The following is a 22,914-nucleotide window of genomic DNA, read 5'->3' as shown; positions in this document are numbered from 1 at the left end:
CGCCACGCTCAAAGGACCTTACATGAAATTTTCAAAAAAACTGCTCGCCATCCTGGCCTTCGTGCCTGCCATGGCTCTCGCCAGCGAAGGCGGCTTTCCGCTGGACAAGGCGCCTGACCGCCAGACCAACATGGCAGCGCTGCAACATGGCGCCAAATTGTTCGTCAATTATTGCCTTAATTGCCACGCCGCCGTGTCGATGCGCTACAACCGCCTGAAGGATCTGGGCTTGACGGAAGACCAGATCAAGAACAATTTGTTGTTCACAGGTGATAAAGTAGGCGACTTGATGACGACTGCCCTGGCTCCGAAAGATGCCAAGGCATTCTTCGGCGTGGTGCCGCCCGATCTGTCGGTAATTTCGCGCGCGAAATCATCTTCCGCTGGCACAGGCGGCGACTACCTGTATACTTACCTGCGTACGTTCTATAAAGACGACACGCGTCCGACCGGCTGGAACAATATGGTCGTGCCGAATGTTGCCATGCCGCATGTGTTATGGGAGTTGCAAGGTATCCAGACTGCCAAGTTCGTGGAAGAGAATGATCCGCACGAAGCGGGCAAGAAGATCCATAAATTTGTCGGCTTCGAGCAAGTCAAGCCAGGCACGTTGAACAAGATCGAGTATGACACTGCGGTAGCCGACCTGGTCGGCTACATGGAGTGGATGGCCGAACCGGCACAACAGACACGCAAGCGCCTGGGCGTTTGGGTACTGCTGTTCCTGTCGGTTTTTGCTCTGCTGGCATGGCGCCTGAATGCGTCGTTCTGGAAAGAAGTCAAATAAGTGAGGCGCCGGCCGAAGGCCGGTTTATGCCTGTTTCTGCGTTGTCCGCACGAGTGGACAAGCGACCTGGGGTGAGCCGTTCGCGGCTTCACCCCCTTTGTTTCTAAGGAACTATAAAAAATGATGGTTCTCTATTCGGGTACAACCTGCCCATTTTCGCAACGCTGCCGCCTGGTCCTGTTTGAAAAAGGCATGGACTTCGAAGTGCGCGACGTCGACCTGTTCAACAAGCCGGAAGACATTTCGACCATGAATCCGTACGGCCAAGTGCCTATCCTGGTCGAACGCGAACTGATCCTGTATGAATCGAACATCATCAACGAGTACATCGATGAGCGCTTCCCGCATCCGCAACTGATGCCGGCCGATCCGCTGATGCGCGCGCGCGCGCGCCTGATGCTGTTCAATTTCGAGAAAGAACTGTTCGTGCACGTGCACGTGCTGGAAAGCGAACGCGCCAAGAGCAACGACAAGAGCCATGACAAGGCGCGCGCGGAAATCCGCGACCGCCTGACCACGCTGGCGCCGCTGTTCCTGAAGAACAAGTACATGCTGGGCGATGAATTCTCGATGCTCGACGTGGCTGTCGCGCCGCTGCTGTGGCGCCTGGACCACTACGGCATCGAACTGTCGAAGACGGCCGCGCCGCTGATGAAATATGCCGAACGCATCTTCTCGCGCCCTGCCTACATCGAAGCGCTGACGCCTTCCGAAAAAGTCATGCGCCGCTAAAAGATATCCCCAGAAAGCTGCTGCGCAGCCCGCTCTCGACTTGGCGTTACTCCAGCCGATATCGGGCTTGCTCGCGACGCTTTCTGGGGCATCTTGGGCCATGTGTTAAAGTTGTTTTTTTGCGCTGTCCCAGTCTTTTGAATTACCGGTGCGCCCGCCTCATGCCGACGGGGGCGCTCCCGCCTCACAGTGCCTATCATGTCTGAAATCTCAACCAAACCTTATATGCTGCGCGCCATCTACGAATGGTGCACCGACAGCGGCTACACGCCTTATCTTGCGGTCAAAGTCGATTCGCGCACCACGGTACCGATGGAATACGTGAAAAAGGGCGAGATCGTGCTCAACATCAGCTTCGGCGCCACCAGCGGCCTGAAGATGGACAACGATGCCATCCGCTTCCACGCCCGCTTTGGCGGCGTCTCGCGCGAAATCTATGTACCCGTCGACAACGTCATGGCCATCTACGCCAACGAAAACGGCCAGGGCATGGCATTCGAGCCCGTACTGGGCAACGACGACCCCGATGCCCAGCCGACCGACAGCCCGGCATCGGCCGACGTCCCGCCGCCAGTGCTCGCCCCCGCCGCCAGCGCCCCGACCCTGTCGTCCGTGCCGACCGGTTCCCCCGAACAACGCGATGCCCCGCCGCCCGGCGACGACGAACCGCCAAAAAAAGGCGGCCGCCCGACCCTGACACGCATTAAATAGCGTATAATTCGCAACGCGCAGTTTTTGCCGACTTAGCTCATTTGGTAGAGCAGTTGATTTGTAATCATCAGGTGGCCAGTTCGAAACCGGCAGTCGGCACCAATAAATTCAAGCACTTAGCCCAATCCTCAGGATTGGGCTTTTTGCTTTCTGGGCGCCATGTAACCCCTGTGTAACCCGGCTTGATCAATCAAGCCGGACTAACCAGCGGCCTGTCGCACCATGCACCGGTGACCAAAGAGCCCAAAAGGGCTCTTATCGAATAAGTCGCATGCACAGGTGGGACACCCTTCTCTCAAGCACCAAGAACGCGCCGGATAGCCTCTACCGGCCAGGCCAGCCGGCCGTTCACACAGTCGAAGCCGTCCGCGCGCAGCTGGACAGGATCCATCCAGGCGGGAGCCAAGGTCATGCCTTTTCATGCGTATCCTTATAGGTTTGATCCTCAAAAATTTTTCGGAAGACTATCAAAGCGGTATATCATATTGCCTAAAAGACACATCCAACAGACAAACGTAAAGGTCAGGACATCAATGGCAGGTAATAAGACGCTAAGCGCGCGAAACGGTGCGGCCCTCGACGAGTGGTACACCCAACTTTCGGACATCGAGGCAGAGCTGCGCCACTACCGCGAACACTTCAAAGGGAAGGTCGTTTTTTGCAATTGCGACGATCCGTATGAGTCCGCCTTTTTCAAGTACTTTGCCATGAATTTCAACCACCTTGGTCTAAAGCGGCTCATCACAACTTGCTACGCAGGCTCGCCGATCAGCGGCAAGCAACTACCGCTTTTTGAGACCGCTGGGCTGCGCGACATCCAACCGTCGCTGGCGTCGTACAAAGTCGTCATCAGCGAGGTGCCCGACTTGAACGAGGACGGCGCGATCGATTTGGCTGATGTCGAGTACCTGCTACGTCACGACGCAAACGTCATGACGCCGCTAAAGGGCGGTGGCGATTTCCGCAGCGAGGAGTGCGTGAAGCTGCTCGACGAGGCCGACATTGTCGTGACCAACCCCCCATGGAGCCTCATACGCGAGTTCATTCCAATGCTCGTGAAGCACAAGAAGCAATTCTTGGTTATTGGCGACCAAAACTTCATCACCTACCGAGATATCTTCGAGCAAATCGTGGCTAACAACCTCTGGTTCGGTTATCACAACGGCGGTACGAAGTGGTTTCGGGTTCCCGACGACTATGAGATCAGCACCGAGTCACGTAAGAAAGTGGTTGACGGTGTTAAGTACTTCAGTATGGGCAGGGCTTATTGGTTCACCAATTTGGATACCACAAGGCGTCATGAACCCATGACGCTGTTCAAGCGGTACACACCGGACGAGTACCCTACGTACACCAACTACCCGGCGATAGAAGTCAACAAAGTTGCTGAAATTCCCATGGATTACGACGGAGAGATGGGCGTGCCGATCACGTTTCTGGACAAATACAACCCTGACCAGTTCGAGATCGTCGGCCTAAGCATCGACCTAGCTGAGCCGATGTCTCGGTATGCCGTCAAGGAGGACTACATGAGTTCTGGCGGCAAAGTAGTCGGTGGAACAGGAAAATTTTTCGTCCCCATAGGAAATGGTAAGCATTTGGGCGTCTACCAACGTGTCGTTATCAAAAAAATCAGGGCCGCGTCATGAAAATCGAACTGAAGAAGATCAAGATCCGCGAGGTTGTAGAGAAATACCTGGACAACGACGAGGACGGGGTAGTCGGCTATAACGGCAAATTAAACATCCGGCCTAAGTACCAGCGCGAGTTCGTTTACGACAACAAGCAGCGTGATGCCGTCTTGGAGACCATACGCAAAGGGTTCCCGCTCAATGTCATGTACTGGGCAGTCAACGAGGACGGCACTTACGAGGTGCTCGACGGCCAGCAGCGCACCATCAGCTTCTGCCAATACGCGGCCGGCAATTTCTCGATAAAAATAGACGGCCATCCGATGGCGATGCACAACCTGACTCAATCCCAGAAGGAAAAAATCCTTGACTACGAGCTCACGGTCTACGTGTGCGAGGGCAACGACCAGGATAGGCTCGACTGGTTCAAGACAATCAACATCGCTGGTGCGGTGCTGACCGCGCAGGAGCTGCGCAATGCGGTCTACACTGGTCCATGGCTGACACACGCTAAGTCGATCTTTAGCAAGACAAACGGCCCCGCCTACGGGCTAGCGAACAAGTATGTTAGCGGCGCGCCCATCCGGCAAGAACTGTTGGAGAAGGCCCTCTCTTGGAAGTCCGACGGCGAGATCAAGCAGTATATGTCGGACCATCAGCACGACCAAAACGCGAACGAGTTGTGGAATTACTTCCAAAACGTTCTCTGGTGGGTAAAGCAGACCTTCACGACCTACCGCAAGGAAATGAAGGGCGTCGAGTGGGGGCCACTGTACGACAGTAACAAGGCCCGGCAATTTGACACGGATGAGTTGGAGCGCCGCACAGCTGAGATGATGCAGGACCCGGATATTACGAAGCACAGGGGCATCTACGGCTACTTGCTCGATGGCGACGAACGACACCTGAGCATCCGCCAGTTCGACACGCGCGACAGGCGCGTAGCATATGAGCGCCAGAATCACAAGTGTGCTTTCGGCACACATTGCCACACTCCTGGTAATCACGACGGCCAACATGTCTTTGCGATCGACGAAATGCAAGGCGACCACATTACACCTTGGTCTAAGGGCGGTAAGACCATCGCCGAGAACTGCCAGATGCTTTGTATCCCGTGCAACCGCGACAAGAGAGATTTGTAGGGAAACATATAACCATATGAGGATGCAAAGGTGGCGAGATAGTCAAGATTGGAGAGCCTTGCCACCTGCCTTGTCCACCGGCTGCGTCGCCAGCCAGATCGATGCGGCCAGCAACTGCATCACAAGCTGCACAGCAATTCGGCCAGCCAACTGGCGGAAGTGTCCGGCGACAGCGTCATACTCCAGCCGCCCGGACCCGACAGCACCAGTGGTGCCACCACGGTCATTGCAGACTTGACGGTCACCGCCAGCAGCGGCACCATGCTCTGTTTGCCCAGGTGCCGCTTCCAGTAGCCCATCTGCCGTACCGGATAACTCTGCTGCAATACAAAAGCGCGCTGGGATAGCCCGCTATCTCGCCATTGACTGACGCGCTCTTGCCACAATGCCTCTCGACCGATGTTGTCCATCGCGATCTCCTGAAAGAAAATCGCAGCATGCCAAACTGATCGCGCTAATTACAGATGGAGCGGCTGGCCGCTTATAGAAGCTGGTCTCTCAAGCGCAAAGAACGCGCCGGATAGCCTCTACCGGCCAGGCCAGCCGGCCGTTCACCCGAACCGGTCGCAGAGGTCCATTTTCGGCGGACGCCCATACCCGCAATGTCTGCGGTTTTCTCCCCAAGTGGTAAGCAGCACATGCGGTATCGACATGTGTCCGCCGTTCCAGGTCAAGCGGCATGAAGCCCAGCCAAGATTGAGTACCTGCCATCAGGTGTTGTACTGCTTGCGGTTGTTGCTGATCCATCCATCGCCTCGAAATTTGAGCGCCGGACAACAGGCCAACCTCAATGGTCAGCGCCACATTGTCAGGCACATGTCCGACAACGCCGGGGCACTGCCCCAGCCCAAGAATACTGTTCCGTATCAACTTCATCCCTGACGTGCAGTCAATACGCAAGCGCCTTTCGGCGCTTGTCCCCCACCCGGCTTCAGGCGCCGGGCGCAACTGCCATGCGGTCTCCCGCGTCGCGCTACCTGCAAAAAAGACAGGTCATTGGTGGCGCTACACCGGTTTTTCAGATTCAGAGATGGGGACGACAAACGTCGTCCGGCCAATGGCCTGGCTCATGTGTTGGATCGACACACGACCAGTTAAAGCTGATGAGGAGAAGCGTCAGGATGAGAAAAACAGGCTTGCCGGGTGCCGGAGGCGATGCTCCGCTTGTGACACGTCGATGGCGTCTGCTATGCGTCGCTCATTGTTCTGCTGGACCGAGGTAGAAAGCAGTTCGTTGGTCAGTCAAGAGACGTAATAGAAATGGTGCGCCATTCAAACTGGCGTTACTTGAAGAGCAATCCCCGCCATAGCGGGCATTGTGTGTTGAGGTAGATATTTCAGTTTTCAGGAAGTAAATCCCTGGCCATTCCGCAGAGCGAGTCAGCATCATGAAGCAACATATATTTCCTGTCAACAAGTTTCCAATCATGAGCTTGAAGCACTGATACCCGTCCCTGCCCCCTGCAGACGCTGCGATCAAAATGACGTTGCCACAGAGAAATTGGAGTGATATGATTTAAGTGTCGCCATGCGGCCTTATTGTAAATGCAATTTCCTGTAAAAAGTAAGCAACAAAGCAGTTCACAAAATCGTCAGCTTCTGACGCTTCTTCCAGCAAACGCTTGGCGATTGCTCGGCTGAACACGCTCAACATCAGCAACCTTGGCACATCAGTAATTGCCGTATCCCTGAATCTTCTCGTGTATACGCCTGACGTTTCGTGATCTTCACGATTTGTCATCTTGCTCGACCATCTGCAACGTAGTGCCAACGTCAGCCCGGGCAGGAACTTATACGTCTGTGCTCCACCAACGCTGGCGCGCCCAGCATCGCCATCTTGGGCAATTCCTTTCCGCCACGCTTTCTCCTCAACTCCTCTGCGTTTGCCTGGACCTTTCGTGATCAGCTTCACGACTAGAGCCATCAGGTCGATCCGTATGCAATGCAGTATCCGGGTGCGACCGGGCAGATGAGAGCAGTTCCTCGTCTATTCGCACACAACCGTGGGTACGTTTTACTCATACCTGTATGCATATTGGATCAAGGAGGATGGCATGTTTTTTAGCACCAACGAAATAGCGCAGCTTGCTATTACGTTCCCCTGGGGACACACGGCCCAAGTCAAAATCAAGGCAGCAAAACACGGCGTGGCACCGGACGACATCATCCAGGAAGCACGCGAAATAATTCTGGAAAAAGCTCCGGTATTTGACCCTGCCAAAGGCACCCTGTGCCAGTTCGTATTTGGCCACCTGGAGAAAAGAATGCTCCGTCAGTTGGGCGCACACACGTTTGCTGTTTCCATCGACAGCGACGAACATTTTGGTGACAGTACACGCAGCATCATCGCCAATCTGGAGGCGCCAGCAGTGTACGACGACGATTTCCCTCCACCTTCAGATCAATCCAAAAGTTCTAAGGCCTTGTCAATCGCCAGTTTTGTGAGCGGAAAGTCGACTACGGATCTTGCACGGGCCCTTGGCGTCACCCCGCGGCGAGTACTACAAATTCTGCAGCAATTTCGTGAGCAGTACGCGACATCGAACCAGTCTGAGCTTTTCTTTGATGAGGTGTGCTAATGACGTCAGGTAATTATCAAAAACATGCGGACTCTCGCGGCCCATCCCGCATAGTCATAGCGCTCAATTCTCTCTACGCGCGAAAGCTCGGGACGACCACGGCGGCATGGCTGTGTCAAGCTGAATACACCCAAAGGAAAGCTGGAAGCGGCGGCTGGTGGTTCAAAAAAATTCTCGCAGATAGGGATGATAATAATCTGATGATTTCACCCCGATGGGAAATCGACCAGAGCTTTGAATATGAAACGGGCCTGACTCGGTCAAACCAGGGGAAAGCCCGAGAAGCAGCGAAAGAACTTGGCGTTCTTCAGGAGCGGCGCTCACGCAATGGAGGCCGACTTGAATACCGGATCGATCTGGATCTCTTGGCTAAGATCGTGTCCAAGTGGGTCGATGAAGAGCGTAATCTCCAACGTTCAGAAGCGTCGGAAATCACATTCAGCAACGGTGAATCTGGCGCCCTGGAAAGCGAAATTTCGCTTTCTAGTACAGAGAGTATACAGATTAAAAAAAGTAGAACTGCGCCCTCAGGCTCATCAGCCAAGCACGAGAACAGTAGCAAGAAGCGACAACCAAGGGCGAAGATCGCTGGCGTCCATTGCTGGAACGATCTCGACCAGAAACTTGCCAATTCTATAGTGGAAAAATATGGCGAGAAGGCGGTTTGCGACGCCGTATCACAACTTGAAAACGAGGGCGCAAAGCCATTGCCATCAGTCGTCGAAAAAATATTGTCACGCTCAAGCGCCAAGAATATGGTCGAAGAAACGCGCCAGCGGCTGGACAGCTATGACATCAGCGAAATCGACCGAAAGAGGCGAACAGCAGCACGTGACGCAGTGGACATGTTATCGCCAAGCGAACGCGGCAAGCTCATCAAAAAATTCATTGATGAAAACATCGGCGGGGACGCGACATCATTCGAACCTATCACAGGTGAGTTTCGCAAATTGGATGAAAAATTGCATTGCAAACGCTGGCTGGAGGCACAGTTTATGGATAGATGTTGATGCCAACGTCGAATTGATCCGGGCTGCCGATTCCAAGTGCCCCAACTCAAAACCTTTGGAACCGGTGCTACATGCGAGGTCGCTAGTTATGGAAGTGGATCACCGAAAATCGGCAGCTTGGGTCATAAACTCGTCAGAGCAAACACTCGGCCTCAAATTCGGGCAAGGGTGACTGCCTGGGACAACTCTGAACGAAGTGGAGCACTTTGCCGCCGCCCCCCCCCAATCGGCAAGCGTTACCTTTGGAATGGTCAGACGTAGCACAGCATTTTCCAGCATCTGAACGACGTCATCCTGATGCGACACGACACGACACGTCAGTCAGTCCGTGCGTGCGTGCGTATCGTCAACTCACATGATTACCATAGCGTGCCATTAGGGCGCGCACATTCAGTGAGCGCAGCGCGATAAAGCCGCCTGCGAAGGCTTTTTCTTCAAAACTCACCACGGTTTTTTCTGGATCGGCATCGTAGCCCGGGATACAGAACTCGCTGGTGATTTTTGTTCCCTTTCCGAGTTTTGATTGCAATTGATGCTCGTAGACGAACTGCTTTCTCACGGAACGATCACGTAAATCAGCAACGTTCTCTGGATTACACAGATACCCTGAGGTCAAGTATTTGAAGTCGAGCACCACAGCTTCGCTAGCGTTGTTTATGACTAAATCATGCAGATGGTCCAGTAGCGCCAGGTCAGCGAATTGATGCTTATTTTCCTTCATCGCATCTATCGCCAACTTATAGCTCGCCAGCTTTTTTCGTTCCATAAGGTAGCCAGCGTTGCGGAGGTCATCGTACCTGTCGAATAGAACCTCCCATACCATGCCACATACAAAATCCGAATACAACGCACGGGTTGGGTCTTTTAGGAGGTCCTTGGTGAGTTTTTGTCTAGAATAGAAATCTTCCATAATCTCCTGGGAACAGGCGGACAATGCACGCCCCATATGGAAAGCAGTAATGAAATTGGGGATCGCCGCTGCATGTAGCAGCGGCCGTAACTCGTCAGCACCCTTGTTCTGCACGGGGCCGTTACGTGGCCGTATTTTTTTCAGCGCCGCTGTGTACGCAGGAGGAATTGCTGCCGAAAGTGACGCGTCAGCGAGGGTGGTCACACCATGCCGGTCATAGAACGTGGCCTGGAGGGTCTTCACGGCATACAACATCACGGCATCGGGAAACATGTATTTGAATACGCCATCGAGTTCTTCAATACTGCGCAGGGTGAGCATCTGGTTTTCAATCACCATCGTCTGCTCGGCGGGTAGCAAGGACAGGTTGGGCGCCAATTGCGGCCGAATATTGCTGGTATCACAGGCCGCTAGCGTCGGAGACTTCCTGAGTAACAGATCCTCTAGGCAAATGGCTTCCCACACTGGTGCGAACGTACTGATGCCCCATTGCCATCCTTGGTCGGCCTGCCTCAGGCTCCCCCGCAAAAATCGTTCGAGCGCCTCATGGAAATCATGAAATACAGGGTCCTTGTAAGCAGTGGTGCGCTCGATCGCATCCAACCTGTCCAGCATCAGTGTACGCGTAGCCTGCCAGCTATCGAAAGCAAATAAGCCGTCGCCTGGATTCAAGTGGAGCTCGACAAACTGGGCCGCCAACACCTGGATATCGCGGTGCACATCCTCATCTTCCCGAAGCCAACGTTTCACCTCCAGCAGCGCGTAGCAATACATCTGCACCAACTCTGCCGGCGTATGGTCGGCTTCCATCCGTGGCATATTCATCGCGTCGACGAAAAAGCTGTGATCTTCGGTAAAGGTGGCGCGCTCCAGTTCCTGATGTAGACGCGCGACGTCGATCTGTTCGCTACGGCCGTAACGCTGCGCCAGTGTCAATATTTCCAGTTCGTCGAACCGCTGCAGGATACCGTCCAGGATGTCGAGCTGACGGTAGTACAGCACCTCGCCATATTCTTCCCCTTGCGCCAATAACTCGGCACCACCAACGGCGCGTTGTGCTGAGTCCCGATCAGCGGCCAGCGGCGGATTGCAAGTAGCGCGAAACGTTTCCAACGTACGGTACAAGAGAAGGATGGCTTCTTTCGCCAATGTGAATTTCAGCGCAGGGGCGGCGCTGTTAATCTCGGCCGCCCACGCATCGCTACCTTTCGGCAAGTACAGCACATTGTCATGGATGCCTACGAACGAGTATTTCTTTTCGCTATCGTTGCCGGCTTTGACGTGCAATGACGAGAAGTCGATCACTTGCCACTCCACGCTTGAATGCGCTCAACAAACAGTGCCGATTTAACGCTGAAGTCACCAAAGGTTTTCAATTCGACCTTGTCACCGAAAAGCTCTACCAAAGGGCGTTTATCCCGAGTAAATACGGTATCCCACAGAAAGAACATCAATTTATGCTGAATTTCCCTACCAGCCACGACATCTTGACGGGCGCGGATAAAGTAGTAGCCAATTAGCTTGTCCTCCACCTTGCGGATCGATGCAGAGTGACTCAAGAGGAACGCGTTCAATTTCTTGGCGAATGCGCGCCAGTCCTCGTTACTCAAGTCGCCAGGAGGCTCGGACGGCTCAGTATCGTCGATCGGCACATATTCCCAGGACCAGCGGCGTTTAAATGCGCTATCCATATAATAAATCGACTCGTCGGACGTATTCATGGTACCCACCAGACGCAAGTTCGGCGGCAGTTTGATTCGGCGCTGGGCCAGGAAACTCAGATCGCCCTCGAACAACTCTGACAGTTTTCGGCGTCCGTCCTTTTCCGACTCATACGTACCGGGATATCGCGTGCAATGATGAACATCCATCAGTTGGAGTAGGGCCTCATGTTCCATTTCCGAAAGATCCACGTGATAGCTGGACCAGCCGTTTTGTTCACGATCGAGTAACTGAAACACCGCGCCGAAAATCGCCGCACTGTTGCCACGGTTGATTTCGTCGATGACCAGCAACACCTCCTTGGGCGTCGTCGGGGGATTGGCTTGCATCGCTGCATGGAGATAGCTGAGCGCCTGTGCCAACGCCCGCATGAAATGGCCAGGATAATAACGATAACTTACTCGCCCATCAGGTTGGCTGAGTGGCATGAGCCGACCCATGAAGTCTCCGTATGTGTACTCCGGATGAAAAATCGTCTTGACAGAGTACGGTGGCGGCGTCGTTGATGCGATGTGTTGGTCAATTCTATGACTTTTCCCGGTGCCGGGAGATCCAAACAGTATCCATTGATACGGCAGTGCGGTGACTGGGGCTAAGGCGGTTGCTTGCATGAAAACAATTTCCACTAAGAAATAATTGCTTTGATTGTACATCGCATAAATTCGCGGCTCCATACTTACTTGCAGGGTAAGACCTTGGTTGTCTTCCCTTTGATCGTAAGTGTTGATGCCGACTTCAAATTAGTCACGATTGCTTATTCAAACAGCTCCAACTCAAAACCTCTGAATCCATTGCTACACGCGCTTTCGCTGACTACGGACGTGGGTCACCAAAAAATCAGCAACCTAGGCCAAAAGTCTTTCGGAGCCAACACTCGGCCTTAGAACTCGACTTGCGCAAGGACGCACGGGACTTACGATAACTCTTGTCGCGGTCACATTTGCCGCTAAACCAACCCCATAAAGGGAGTTATTTGATGAGTACCGATAAAGTCACGAACCTGACCATTTTTACTACCGACTGGACGAAAGAAGATCGCCGTTCCGTTAAGGCCTACCTCAATGGCAAAGGCGACGGCCGGGTCCTGTGGTGGAACATCAATCGTTGGCTTCACCAGCATTTCAGGCCCAAAGCTTCGCTCGAGAAGATTATGTTTTGCTTCCACTCACGCCACCACACTCTCACCCTGTTGAGCCTGGAATATCGAGCCTATGTCCAGGAGGTGGCAAAAGCAATCCAATCTGAGGGTGTCGTGGTAGGCATTCGAAGCGCAATTTCCTCAGTCCGTAGTAAGCCATTTGTCTGAAGGATCTGTTTGCTCACAACTCGCCTGGGATGAGCATGCCAAGCCATGAACGTGGTGGGCATAGGCGGGAAATAGTGATTCACCCTGAACAATACGAAGACATAAAAATGAACAAACTTATTGAGCATATTAAAAAAGTAGCGATCGACGACATCCGCCTTTTTTTCGAACCGTTCACTACAGTGATACGCCTGACTCGTCGTCTGGTCACAGCCGTGATTTCTCGTATCAGGCAATCGAAGACATGGGACAAGAAGGAAGGTGAGCAATGAAAAGTAGCGCTTTCTACTTGTTACTTTATTTCCATCCGTTAGTGAAGTTTCTCCTCACAATTGTGATTCGGATTTTCGGCTTCCTATCTGTCATCATGCTAATCGCGATATTCTTCAACGACTCCTGGGCGGACATTCTCGCGATTGCTGCACTATTCTTTGTGGTATCGATCAGCGCCGCGATTCTTCAGGCAAGATACACCAGGCTTCTGCTGAAACTCCAACCGGATGAGACTGAATACATTTTTTACGACTGATTGAACAACTAAGGCCGATCGTCGCGTGACAATCGGCCTTGGTACCTCGCATACCTCGATGAAACGCGAGGGAATTAGCAGCATCTTCTAGCCCACTATTCGTCATCTCTCCTCTACCTTACCTGTTTCCCAGTTATCTACTACATCCATTACTCAGATATCAACATTATCTGCATTTCAGATAATGTTGATATATCTGAATAACGGATACCACACATGTCCTTCTCGCCCACCACCCACCGTCTCCTCACGGCGTCGCAGCTCGGCCAGTTGCTCGCATCGACCCGCAAACGGCATAAGATCACCCAGGCGACTGCAGGCACGCGTGTCGGCTTGAGCCAGATTCGCATATCGTCAGAAGAGCCATCCTGACGAAATCAGCGTCAAACAGTTACTCAGCTGGTGCTCCGCACTCGAGCTGGAGCTACAGTTGGGCAAGCGCGAGTCATCCACTGCAAGCAGCTCGGCCGAGTGGTATTCATCACATAGCATGATCTGGTGCTGTGTCGTGGCCGGCCTTGCTCGCAGCTGCGGGCATTAGGGTGCTTGGCATTGGCTGTATTTCTCTCAGCTCAGCTCACGGAATCGCCAGCGCGTGCTCTAGCCACATTTCCGGGTGCCACATGATATGCTCTTCGCCGGCCTTATCGCCCAGTTCGAACGGGAGCACCCACAGTGTCATTCCTGGAGCGAATACAAACGGCGGCAATGGAGCGGAGAACATGGCAGTCTTAGGGTAAATCAGCACCAGCTCTTTGTAGATCTGCTCCACGTCGATATACTTGTGTCCGTAAGCGAAGAGTTGATAGAAGTCGCTTTGTGCGATGCCATACTTCTTGTTACGAGCCATTTCATTCAGCCGCTTCCATTTCGCATCCAGCACGGTCCGGTAGCCGCTGTGTTCAAGCAAAAGGTCGGGACGCAGCTGAAAAAATCCTTTACCTTGGTGCTGGCACAGGTACGTCTCGCGCGACTGTCGCTTTATCAACACCGACTTCGGCAAAGTCCGGCGCAACGCTGCTTCTACAAAACCCTCGAACAGCTTTTCCATCGGAAACAGCATACTCATGCCATGCCAGCTCCCTTGCACCGCTAACGGACAGTGTTGGCCAAGTACTAGCTGGCACCACGGGAGAATCGGCGCGTAATGGGCCATGAGGCGGCCACCACGCCAGGCCTTGAAATCGTACTTGAAGTCCCGCGATGCGCTCACCTCCGCCAGCACTTGCAGTAGCTCATGCGACAGGCGCCAGTTGATCGGATCCTGGGTCGAGTTGGCGACACGCGCCAGGGCAGATCGAATTAGCCTGTTCTCCGGAAAATCTAGTGAAAACACATCGTGACGCGTATGAAAATAGTGGGCGCGATCAGGCGTTTGGCGTAGTTGGCGGATCACGTCCAACTGCCCGCGTAAATTACGCTGCTCTTCTTCGACGCGCAGGTAATCGAATTTCATACCGCGTTTCACAAGATCTTCGAGCGCGACCAAGAACTGGCGGCGCACCCATTCCGACAGCGGCGCGTCAAATAAGGCCAAATCGGCCGGACCAACGTGGCGGGCCGGTAAATCCAACGCGGCTTGAATCATCCGTGTGAGTAGCGCCCGCGAAGCCTCCTTGGTCGAGTCGGCATCATGATGCTTGGGCAGGATTTCGAGGGTGGTGCCGCACGGGGTCTCCAGGATGCCAACGAAATTATCTAGTCGCAACCACTGCGTGCCCTCTACTTCAAGCAGATGAGCGCCGCTGGCACGAAACTGTCCGGCCAAACGGCATAAATACTCGAACGCACTTTTGGAGACGGTTGCCCGGTCTAACGTGGGTGCTATCTGTGTCGTGGTTAATTTCGCGTATTCGCGAACGACAACGAGCTCTTTCAAGTTGTCGCCTGCTTAGCCGCTTTGATCACCTGGGCACCCAGCTGGCGCGTGTTGTGCTTGCCACCTTTTCTGTTCAAGTGGCTAATGCCCAATTTGATTGCCAGTTCTTTTAAAATCGGCAGTGCAACTTGCTCAACATCTTTGTCATACACTTTCACGGTGAAATCTGTCAATCGTTGCAAACGATAGCCACCATATTCAACACTACCATCCTGAGCAATCGGTGCCGTATGCTTAGCCACCGCTGCGCTATCGAGGATGCCCAAGTAGGCCTCAATGCGATCGAAAGCATCTTCATTAATCGCCCATGTCTGCTCTTGTGCCCGTCCTTCAAATTCGTCGCCGAACAGTGTCGCGACGTTACTCTCAGACGGCAGTACGAAACAGTTGACCGGCGCCTTGCGGTGGTCATTCAAGACCCAGCGGATGCGATTCCAGTCTTCAAAAAAATATTCCTTCAGTAGCGGTAATATCTGCTGCTCAAAAATGCGCGCTAGGCGTTCGACGGAAGGATCATCCTTCAACGGCAAAAAGTAAGCGTGTCCAAGGCAGTGCTCCCTATCGAGCAGCGCTTCGATGCGTCGATTCATCAGCTCTAACAGCTTGTCAATTGCAACTCCCTGCACGACAACATCGGCCAGAAGCTCCGGGCGTGGCGGCATTTCTTTAAACACGAAACGGCGACGCAACGCGATATCCAAACCGGTCAACGAGCGATCGGAGGTGTTCATGGTGCCGATCAAATACAAGTTATTGGGGATGCTGAAGGTTTTTTTCGAATACGGCAGCATGACCGACAAGGCCTCGCGATTGCCCGCGCGTTTGCTTGGCTCGACCAAGGTGATGAGCTCACCAAAGATGCGCGAGATATTACCGCGGTTGATCTCATCAATGATTAACACGCGTGCATGCGGACCTTGTTGGACTTGGGCGTCGGACGCCTTCGTCGACAGGAGCTGGCGCAACTTGGCGAGGTCGATCACATCAGAGCCAAGCCGATAGATCGCCTTCATCATGAATTTTTTGTTCATAATGGCACTGCAAGCGGTCGACGGATCGAATACTTTAAGCCACTGCACCGCACGGCTTTGCGTGAACTCATCATCTTCCTGCTCGCGCGGCACATGCTCATAGTTTCCCGTGAGGACACCAATAGCACGAAACTTCGAGTTGCCGTCGGAGACTACAACGATATCACCGACCTGCATCCCAAGCACGAAAGCATTGACCGCCGTGACCGGGTAGTCGCCCGTCGAGTACTCGATTCCATTGTCATGAAAAATGGCGACGATGTCAGCCTTATTTTTCACTTTCGAGAAATCAATGCCCGAACCCCAACCCAATAGGATCCGGTCTCGGTCAATGCACTCGTCATAAACATAATTCTCGTCGCTACGGTTTCCAAGCGACATCTTCCAGATCGTTTTCCCACTAAGGTCCAGATCGACCACTTCATCCACGACGACTTTAGTGGCAGCGTCGTCACAAATCGATTTGAAGACACCTGGGGTCGGTAAGAACCGTAGTTGGCCGCTCGCCTCGTCAGCTTCCGCGCGCAAGCCTTCCACAAAGTCTTCGTAACTGAAACTTTGATGGAAAGTGACGAAGCGCACATGCTTAGATAATTCAAGTTCACCGAATCTTGTGCGCAACTTGTCCCTCTCCCCGTTATGCGCTTCTAGAAAATCAGGATCAAGAATGGCCAGCGTTTCCTCGATCGTGCTATGTGTTTTCCCCGTACCAGGGGGGCCGTACAGGATCTGGTTCAAGGGTGGAATCGAGTCGGTAGTATCGGTCATGGTGTGCGATGATTGGTTAGTGGTCGCAGAAGGAGGTTCCGGCACCTGGTCCAAGGCTTGAAAAGCCAAATATTGTTTTATTGCCGCGCGGGACCCACCGTGGTATTGATTGCCTTCGATGTAATCGGCGCCACCTGAGCTGTAACGCTTTACCAGCGCACCGATCTCTCCAACGTCCTGAATACCGTAAATATCCTTGCCACAGTGTTGGGATAAATCCTCGATGAAGCGCGCGTATTCGCCCGCCGTCTTCGGTTTTTTGCCAGATTCGATCAAGAATTTCTGAAATTTGTCCCTTGCCTGCACTGCACTCTCCCGATCGATCAGCCGTACTCTTCACAACATGCGAAGCGATTATGGTTATCGAATTCCACGGTATATTAACAAGAAGAATGCGGTTTCAGGTTGGGCTTTTTGCATTCCGAATCCTGGACAAGCGCTGTGTCCCCCATCTTGATCAAATCTGCTTTATCTGCTTTCCAGCCATCTATGATATATCCGCCATTCAGATATCTTGACTTTATCTGCATTTCAGATAATATCAATATATCTGAATAACGGATACCACACATGTCCTTCTCGCCCACCACCCACCGTCTCCTCACGGCGTCGCAGCTCGGCCAGTTGCTCGCATCGACCCGCAAACGGCATAAGATCACCCAGGCGACTGTAGGCACGCGCGTCGGCTTGAGCCAGAATCGCATCTCCTACCTGGAGAGCCATCCTGACGAAATCAGCGTCAAGCAGTTACTCAGCTGGTGCTCCGCACTCGAGCTGGAGCTGCAGTTGGGCGAGCGCGATACCTCCGCCACAAGCAATTCGGCCGAGTGGTAATCATGGGCCGCCGCTCACACAGCCAGACGCTCCATCTTTGGGCAAATGGCGACTATGTAGGACGCTGGACGGTCAAGGCCAACGGCGACTCCGAACTCCAGTACGATGCGTCCTGGCAAAGCTCAAGGCTCGGGCGCCCGATCTCGCTGTCGCTGCCGTTCAATCTACGCAATGAACCGCTCAAGGGTGCCAGTGTTGCAAACTACTTTGAGGGCTTACTGCCGGACAGTGACATCATTCGCAAACGCGTTGCGACCCGGTTCAAGACAGGCTCTCTCGAACCGTTCGACCTGCTCGCGGCTATCGGCCGGGACTGCGTCGGCGCCTTGCAGCTGCTGCCCGAAGGCGGCAGACCGGAAGGACTGGCCCAGGTCGATGGCATCGCCCTTAACGAGGAAGACATCGAGCGGCACCTGCTCGAAGTGGTTAGCTCAGAGCGACACGGCGCCGCAGATGATGCCGACGATGATTTCCGCATTTCGCTGGCTGGCGCCCAAGAGAAGGACGCCTTCTTGTGGTGGGATGGGAAATGGATGAAGCCGCGTGGCGCTACGCCCACAACGCACATCTTCAAGCTCCCGATCGGGATGGTCGGCGGGAAAAAAGCCGACTTCACCACGTCGGTCGATAACGAATGGCTATGCCTGCGGCTGTTCAAGGAGTACGGGCTGCCCACGGCAAATGCCGAAATTGCGACGTTCGGCGCGCAACGGGTGCTCGTCGTCGAGCGTTTTGACCGCGTGCGCTCAGCCGATGGCAAACAGCTGTTCCGGCTGGTTCAGGAGGATTTTTGCCAGGCGACGGGAACATCACCGCTGCTGAAATACGAAAATGACGGTGGGCCGGGGCTAAAACAGATGTTTACCCTACTGCAGCAATCGCAGCAGAGCGCTGCCGACATGCACACGCTGATGGCCTCCCAACTTCTGTTCTGGATGCTGCGCGCACCCGATGGCCACGCCAAGAACTTCAGTATCCAGCTACTGGCGGGTGCCGGCCAGTTCAAGCTGACGCCCATCTATGATGTGATGTCCGGCTATCCTGTGATCGGTCCTGGACCCAACCAGTGGGCCGAACGCAAGCTCAAGATGGCGATGGCACTACTCGGAAACAACCGGCACTACCTCGCGCATGGCATACAGCGGCGACACTTCAACAGCACTGCAAAAGCGGTCGGCTACGGCACGGACGCCGAACCGCTCCTGCTCGACTTCATTGCCCGCACACCCGCCATCGTAGAAAAGGTCCGCAGCGAACTGCCTGTGGGGTTTTCGGAAAAGGTGGCCGACAGAATTCTGGGCGGCCTGCTTGATGCCGCGGCCGCCCTTCAACGGATGCCGCCAGCCTGACCGGATACCTCGCAGACGGCGCGGCCGCGCACCGGGCACTAACGCGAAAAACGGCCAGTATTTTAACCTCGGTAAAACATGAGGAAAATCAGCAGCATCTTCTGGCCAGCTATTCCGTTATCCCTCCTCTCAAAGCGCAAACGCCTCGAACTGCAGCTCAGCCGGATCAATGCACAACTGGTACCGATCGTGTTCGACAAGGAGGTCATGAAACGAGCCATCCTGGGACTGTGCGACAGCTGCCTTGATCTTCTCTTGAACAATCCGTGTTGCCTCGCCCAGCAGATCATGCCAGATGAGTGGAATGAACACCTTGGCAAGCCAGGACCTGAGGGCTTCTCCACAGCCATCTTCACTGTAAAACGAAATGACTGACCAGTTCTCATTTCCCTCATCACAGGGAAACTTGGCATCATAGTACGGATGGTTGTAGTACAGCCACATGAAAAGGTCTTCCAGTTGCGCGCTTTGCGGGAACGCCAACAAGAGTTCCGTTGGCATGAACTCAAAACGCAACATCGGGGGACTCTTGTCATCATCGGGATCACTCGGGTTCGACTCCTCGCTCAGCGTCCCCCAAGGAAAAACATACCCCTGCTTATCAAGGTACTCGTCAAGCATGCTGAGTCCCCATCCATCTTTGGATAAACTGCATACCTGCTTGGCAGTGAAAATAGAATATTTGCCATGCACAAGCTCTCGTATGAGCTTTGCTGGCATCCCAAGCTGTACAGGACACGCGCTGATCAACAAGTTCAGCGCCGCTTTATTCACTACCATATCTCGATTGGCATTCACTCTACTTCTCCTATTAACACAACAAAAAATCGTTCAACATCGCTGCAGCGCTGATGCGTAGCGCCAGAGGAGTCTCCAGCCCTGGAGACATCCATTCCACCCCGTGACGCCGGGCATGCTTCGCAAACAACATATGTGCCTGGTCTGCAGTCAAGACCAAGCCCGTACGAGCCATCATTTCCTGAATAAACCGACAGTCCTCCAACCGCGCGGCGGGAACTTCGGGAAGTGCAACAGCGTCAAGAATCCGTAGTGCTTTCTGAATCGTCACGATCCCTTGATCGCTGTCCGGAAAAAGTGCTGAGGACGGCTCGAAGGAACCGATGTACGCACTCGTCACAGACTGCCGGTTGTGTCCCAATGCTTGCGCCACCTTCGCCTTCACGACGCCGCTCTCGGCGCCATCCAGCTGCCCTGGCCCTCCACCCATCGTGGCTGGGATTATCCCGAGCAGCAGCGCATGGTTCTCGGCAAATTGCGCGCGCAATCCGTGTCCTGTTATGCCGGCGTCGGCTTTGGTGAAGCCGAATGACGTCATCAAGTTCTCGTAGCGGCGAATGTTCTGTTCCAGACTGGCTATCTGGCCCGACCAGGAATACTCCCACCCAAGCGCTTTATTTTTCGACACGCGTGCTTTGACGTAGTCGAGCAAATCGCGCTGCGCGTTTGAAACGACGGGAATATTTCGCCAACGACCGCCTTTACCCATCCCCGGAAAAACCTGCAGGTAATGGCCGTAATCCTGAACATGTGGATTGCATTTCAAGACCTCCTCGCGCCGCAGTCCAAAGCCCAACTCGAGACGTAACATCAGACCGAGGCACGGGTCGCGCTCGTCTACCTTGCGAAACGTCTCAACCAGATCAATGCCATGTCCCGACCAGGACTTCGTGGCTCGGGCGGCCGAACGCACTTTCAACAATTCAGGATCTACATCCGGCAGATATTTCTGGACGGCACCGACCATGCCTGGCTTACCGAGCATTGCGCAAAAAACGCGTAATCGGGACAGGTCGTTCTGGACGGTTTTGGCTTTCTTGTGCTGGCAATACCACCAGTGCTTGACGAGCACTTCGATGTGCCGTTCACCGAGATTCTTCGGGTCCTGAATCTTGTAGCCGAGTTCATGCAGCCGCCGAATTGATGCATATAAAACGTCTTTCGTCAGTGTCTGAGTGCGTTCGGACGCCACCTTGCCATTGACCCGGCGTGTGCCTGCCAATTTCATGATGTCGTTCACTTTTTGCTGCCACATATTTCCTCCACAAGAACTATCGATACCTCTTATCACCAGACGCGGAAGTGCAGCGGGTCGAGCGGCGGGGGTAAGGCTCCCGTCTTAAATAAACCGGTTTCGCATCAGCGGGCCTTACTGCCAACCACCGATGCGCCGAGCCCTTGCGGTACTCGGTTCCTCTTCCCGGGAAGAGAACTGAACATTGAGCAGTTTCTCGCTACGCGCTCCCGGACCAGGTCCGGGCTTTGAGGGCGCGCGCCTCCAGTTATGGAAAGACCAGTGAGAGCTGGCGTGACGTTCTTAAGCGCCGTGCTTGACGCACATGCGGCCTGAGGGGTGACTAGCCCGATCACGATGTTTGCAGTTGAAGTATTGGAGGGTGGTGCTCTTCGGAGCGAAGAGCGAATAGAGATATGGCTATAGCGTGGCCGTCCGCCCTAACGACTCAAGCAGGAACGCCGATCTGTGATCGAGTTTTCCCTGCCATTGCGCTGAAAAGCCGATGACGACACGTTTTTGGGATCACTCTGTACCTGCCTGTAGAGCCTTGCAGACAAGACTAGGCCTGATAAGAGCTGATTTTTTGATGGTGATGAGTGTTCGCAATCGGATGAAAGCAAACGATGCCAAAAGCCTGGCGTTGCGAAAAGCTGTTCTCTCTCAGTGGACAGAACAACTTGAAAATTAATTTATAAAAATGCCGAAGGCCGACGCTGGGTACTTTATCCAAGCGTGGCTAGCGTGTCAAGAAACATTGTTTGCAGTGCCGCTTGTCTGGATTTCCTCACCTGGTGATAGCTAATGACGGCGCATTTTCGAACCTCGATATTCGACACGGACTGCTTTCTGGTTCCGGTTGCGGCTCTTGGTTGCGATAGAAACCTGACTTGCGCACGCCGGCTTGCGCTTTACATTAAATCTTTCACTGACACTTGGAGTTCTAAATGGAAAACATCTCAATCGCAATCGATGGCGGCCACTCAATGTTCAAAATACGCGCAGCCTCGCTGGCTTCTCCAGCCGAGCGTCATTCGTTTCAGATCCCCACTGTCGTTATCCCCGCGATCACGCTGACGAACGAGCAAACACGACAAAAAGCTGAACTCGAGACTGTCGAGGTGGATGGACGCAGGTACTTCTTCGGTGATACCGCGTTGCGGCAAGGCCGCTCGGAAGTGTACACAGGACAAAACGCGGATTGGATCGAGAGCCCCCAGCACGATGCATTGGTGCTGGGAGCATGGCGCAAGGCCATGCAGGCACTTGGCAATCCTTCGGCAAGGGCGCATCTGGTGATGGGCTTGCCAGCCAAGTTCGTAGGGCCGCAGCGCGACACGCTGCGCGACCGCATCGTGGCTTTGCTGACCCCACGCCTTCTGCCCGGCCAGACGCTCAGGGTGATGGTGCAGAGCCAGGCGGATGCACCGCTGCAGTGGCTCTCGATTCAGAATAACGGTTGTCTCCACCCGCAGCGAGATCTCGACAGCGAGGCCTGGGGCGTCATCGAAATCGGCCACTACACAACCGACTTCGCGCTGTGCGATCGCGGCTCCATGATGGAGTACGCTGCCATATCGTGCGCAGGCATGCACTTGGTCTACGACGGTATGTCCAGCGCGCTGGCGCAGGCCAAGCTGCCAACATCACTGGACGTGGTCGATGCGGCAGTGCGCAGCGGAAGCATCAAACACTTCGGGCAGCGGGTCGACGTCTCTCGCTTGCTCAATCAGGCGAAAGCCGGCTTCGAAGCCGTCGTCATGGATGAAGCCAACCGCGTATTTGGCCAAAAAGCGGCCGTATTGGACGGCATCATCATTGGTGGTGGAGGTGCCGAAATGCTTCTTGATGGACTTAAACAACGATATCCCAATGCTGTCACCAGCGACGAACCGCGGATGATGGTCGCGGAAGGCTTCTGCCGCCTCGGCCTGTTGTCATTGCTGCAGTCCTGATCCAGGG

General features: G+C 54.0%; 20 protein-coding genes, 1 tRNA gene and 1 pseudogene. 14 read left to right on the top strand and 8 right to left on the bottom strand.

Features of this window, described 5'->3' with window-relative positions:
• Positions 1 to 22: 22 nt before the first annotated feature.
• The 6 genes from AC3RCJ_RS02935 (at position 23) to AC3RCJ_RS02910 (ending at position 5,003) form a co-directional block, all read left to right on the top strand.
• Entirely contained in the window at positions 23 to 787 is a 765-nt protein-coding gene (locus tag AC3RCJ_RS02935; protein ID WP_492956987.1) for a cytochrome c1, read from the top strand.
• A 120-nt stretch (positions 788 to 907) separates the two neighbouring features.
• Positions 908 to 1,519 carry a glutathione S-transferase N-terminal domain-containing protein gene (locus tag AC3RCJ_RS02930; RefSeq protein ID WP_008443913.1) on the top strand — a complete coding sequence of 204 codons (612 nt, stop codon included), beginning with the start codon at positions 908 to 910 and terminating at the stop codon, positions 1,517 to 1,519.
• Between the two features lie 198 nt (positions 1,520 to 1,717).
• Complete coding sequence (locus AC3RCJ_RS02925; protein WP_492956988.1) at positions 1,718 to 2,230, top strand: ClpXP protease specificity-enhancing factor; 513 nt, start codon at positions 1,718 to 1,720, stop codon at positions 2,228 to 2,230.
• A gap of 26 nt (positions 2,231 to 2,256) precedes the next feature.
• Positions 2,257 to 2,332: transfer RNA gene (locus AC3RCJ_RS02920), tRNA-Thr, on the top strand.
• 431 nt (positions 2,333 to 2,763) lie between these two features.
• Entirely contained in the window at positions 2,764 to 3,879 is a 1,116-nt protein-coding gene (locus AC3RCJ_RS02915) for an adenine-specific methyltransferase EcoRI family protein (protein WP_492956989.1), read from the top strand.
• Positions 3,876 to 5,003: an HNH endonuclease family protein gene (locus AC3RCJ_RS02910; RefSeq protein ID WP_492956990.1), complete on the top strand. Its 1,128-nt coding sequence runs from the start codon at positions 3,876 to 3,878 to the stop codon at positions 5,001 to 5,003. Before AC3RCJ_RS02915 ends, AC3RCJ_RS02910 begins: the two co-directional genes overlap by 4 nt.
• Positions 5,004 to 5,122: 119 nt before the next feature.
• Here the strand turns inward: AC3RCJ_RS02910 and tnpA are convergent, their stop codons facing one another.
• The gene (tnpA, locus tag AC3RCJ_RS02905; protein ID WP_492956991.1) at positions 5,123 to 5,413 is read right to left on the bottom strand and encodes an IS66 family insertion sequence element accessory protein TnpA; all 291 of its coding nucleotides are present in this window, start codon (positions 5,411 to 5,413) and stop codon (positions 5,123 to 5,125) included.
• 1,106 nt (positions 5,414 to 6,519) lie between these two features.
• Positions 6,520 to 6,927 carry a hypothetical protein gene (locus tag AC3RCJ_RS02900; protein ID WP_492956992.1) on the bottom strand — a complete coding sequence of 136 codons (408 nt, stop codon included), beginning with the start codon at positions 6,925 to 6,927 and terminating at the stop codon, positions 6,520 to 6,522.
• Between the two features lie 130 nt (positions 6,928 to 7,057).
• On the opposite strand from AC3RCJ_RS02900, the gene AC3RCJ_RS02895 reads away from it, so the two are divergent.
• Positions 7,058 to 7,582 carry a sigma-70 RNA polymerase sigma factor region 4 domain-containing protein gene (locus tag AC3RCJ_RS02895; protein WP_492956993.1) on the top strand — a complete coding sequence of 175 codons (525 nt, stop codon included), beginning with the start codon at positions 7,058 to 7,060 and terminating at the stop codon, positions 7,580 to 7,582.
• Entirely contained in the window at positions 7,582 to 8,592 is a 1,011-nt protein-coding gene (locus tag AC3RCJ_RS02890; RefSeq protein WP_492956994.1) for a hypothetical protein, read from the top strand. The genes AC3RCJ_RS02895 and AC3RCJ_RS02890 overlap by 1 nt, the downstream gene beginning before the upstream one ends.
• A 346-nt stretch (positions 8,593 to 8,938) precedes the next feature.
• On the opposite strand, the gene AC3RCJ_RS02885 is transcribed toward AC3RCJ_RS02890, so the two are convergent.
• Together AC3RCJ_RS02885 and AC3RCJ_RS02880 are read right to left on the bottom strand one after the other, a co-directional pair.
• Positions 8,939 to 10,807, bottom strand: a complete 1,869-nt coding sequence (locus tag AC3RCJ_RS02885; RefSeq protein WP_492956995.1) for a hypothetical protein — start codon at positions 10,805 to 10,807, stop codon at positions 8,939 to 8,941.
• A complete protein-coding gene (locus AC3RCJ_RS02880) occupies positions 10,804 to 11,835 on the bottom strand; it encodes an AAA family ATPase (RefSeq protein ID WP_492956996.1) in 1,032 nt (343 codons plus the stop codon). Before AC3RCJ_RS02880 ends, AC3RCJ_RS02885 begins: the two co-directional genes overlap by 4 nt.
• A gap of 365 nt (positions 11,836 to 12,200) precedes the next feature.
• On the opposite strand from AC3RCJ_RS02880, the gene AC3RCJ_RS02875 reads away from it, so the two are divergent.
• The 3 genes and pseudogenes from AC3RCJ_RS02875 to AC3RCJ_RS02865 all read left to right on the top strand — a co-directional run.
• Positions 12,201 to 12,530 carry a hypothetical protein gene (locus AC3RCJ_RS02875; RefSeq protein WP_492956997.1) on the top strand — a complete coding sequence of 110 codons (330 nt, stop codon included), beginning with the start codon at positions 12,201 to 12,203 and terminating at the stop codon, positions 12,528 to 12,530.
• Positions 12,531 to 12,565: 35 nt separating this feature from the next.
• The gene (locus AC3RCJ_RS02870) at positions 12,566 to 12,802 is read left to right on the top strand and encodes a hypothetical protein (RefSeq protein ID WP_492956998.1); all 237 of its coding nucleotides are present in this window, start codon (positions 12,566 to 12,568) and stop codon (positions 12,800 to 12,802) included.
• 473 nt (positions 12,803 to 13,275) lie between these two features.
• Positions 13,276 to 13,534: pseudogene (locus tag AC3RCJ_RS02865) on the top strand (helix-turn-helix domain-containing protein); the annotation flags it as partial.
• Between the two features lie 102 nt (positions 13,535 to 13,636).
• Here the strand turns inward: AC3RCJ_RS02865 and AC3RCJ_RS02860 are convergent.
• Together AC3RCJ_RS02860 and AC3RCJ_RS02855 are read right to left on the bottom strand one after the other, a co-directional pair.
• Positions 13,637 to 14,938, bottom strand: coding sequence for an McrC family protein (locus tag AC3RCJ_RS02860; protein ID WP_492956999.1), 1,302 nt, complete (start codon positions 14,936 to 14,938; stop codon positions 13,637 to 13,639).
• The gene (locus AC3RCJ_RS02855) at positions 14,935 to 17,013 is read right to left on the bottom strand and encodes a DUF8426 domain-containing protein (protein WP_492957000.1); all 2,079 of its coding nucleotides are present in this window, start codon (positions 17,011 to 17,013) and stop codon (positions 14,935 to 14,937) included. Before AC3RCJ_RS02855 ends, AC3RCJ_RS02860 begins: the two co-directional genes overlap by 4 nt.
• 294 nt (positions 17,014 to 17,307) lie before the next feature.
• On the opposite strand from AC3RCJ_RS02855, the gene AC3RCJ_RS02850 reads away from it, so the two are divergent.
• Both AC3RCJ_RS02850 and AC3RCJ_RS02845 read left to right on the top strand, forming a co-directional pair.
• Positions 17,308 to 17,571, top strand: coding sequence for a helix-turn-helix domain-containing protein (locus AC3RCJ_RS02850; protein WP_010394120.1), 264 nt, complete (start codon positions 17,308 to 17,310; stop codon positions 17,569 to 17,571).
• A gap of 2 nt (positions 17,572 to 17,573) precedes the next feature.
• Positions 17,574 to 18,920 carry a type II toxin-antitoxin system HipA family toxin gene (locus AC3RCJ_RS02845; protein WP_492957001.1) on the top strand — a complete coding sequence of 449 codons (1,347 nt, stop codon included), beginning with the start codon at positions 17,574 to 17,576 and terminating at the stop codon, positions 18,918 to 18,920.
• Between the two features lie 129 nt (positions 18,921 to 19,049).
• On the opposite strand, the gene AC3RCJ_RS02840 is transcribed toward AC3RCJ_RS02845, so the two are convergent.
• Both AC3RCJ_RS02840 and AC3RCJ_RS02835 read right to left on the bottom strand, forming a co-directional pair.
• Entirely contained in the window at positions 19,050 to 19,718 is a 669-nt protein-coding gene (locus tag AC3RCJ_RS02840) for a hypothetical protein (protein ID WP_492957002.1), read from the bottom strand.
• Positions 19,719 to 19,731: 13 nt separating this feature from the next.
• Positions 19,732 to 20,973 carry a phage integrase N-terminal domain-containing protein gene (locus AC3RCJ_RS02835; protein WP_492957003.1) on the bottom strand — a complete coding sequence of 414 codons (1,242 nt, stop codon included), beginning with the start codon at positions 20,971 to 20,973 and terminating at the stop codon, positions 19,732 to 19,734.
• Positions 20,974 to 21,899: 926 nt separating this feature from the next.
• Between AC3RCJ_RS02835 and AC3RCJ_RS02830 the strand changes: the two genes are divergently transcribed.
• The gene (locus AC3RCJ_RS02830) at positions 21,900 to 22,907 is read left to right on the top strand and encodes a ParM/StbA family protein (protein ID WP_492957004.1); all 1,008 of its coding nucleotides are present in this window, start codon (positions 21,900 to 21,902) and stop codon (positions 22,905 to 22,907) included.
• Positions 22,908 to 22,914: the final 7 nt, after the last annotated feature.

This window comes from Janthinobacterium sp. GW822-FHT07H11 (assembly GCF_058798615.1).
The sequence above is the reverse complement of the archived record's forward strand: the minus strand, read 5'-3'. Positions and strand labels throughout refer to the sequence as shown.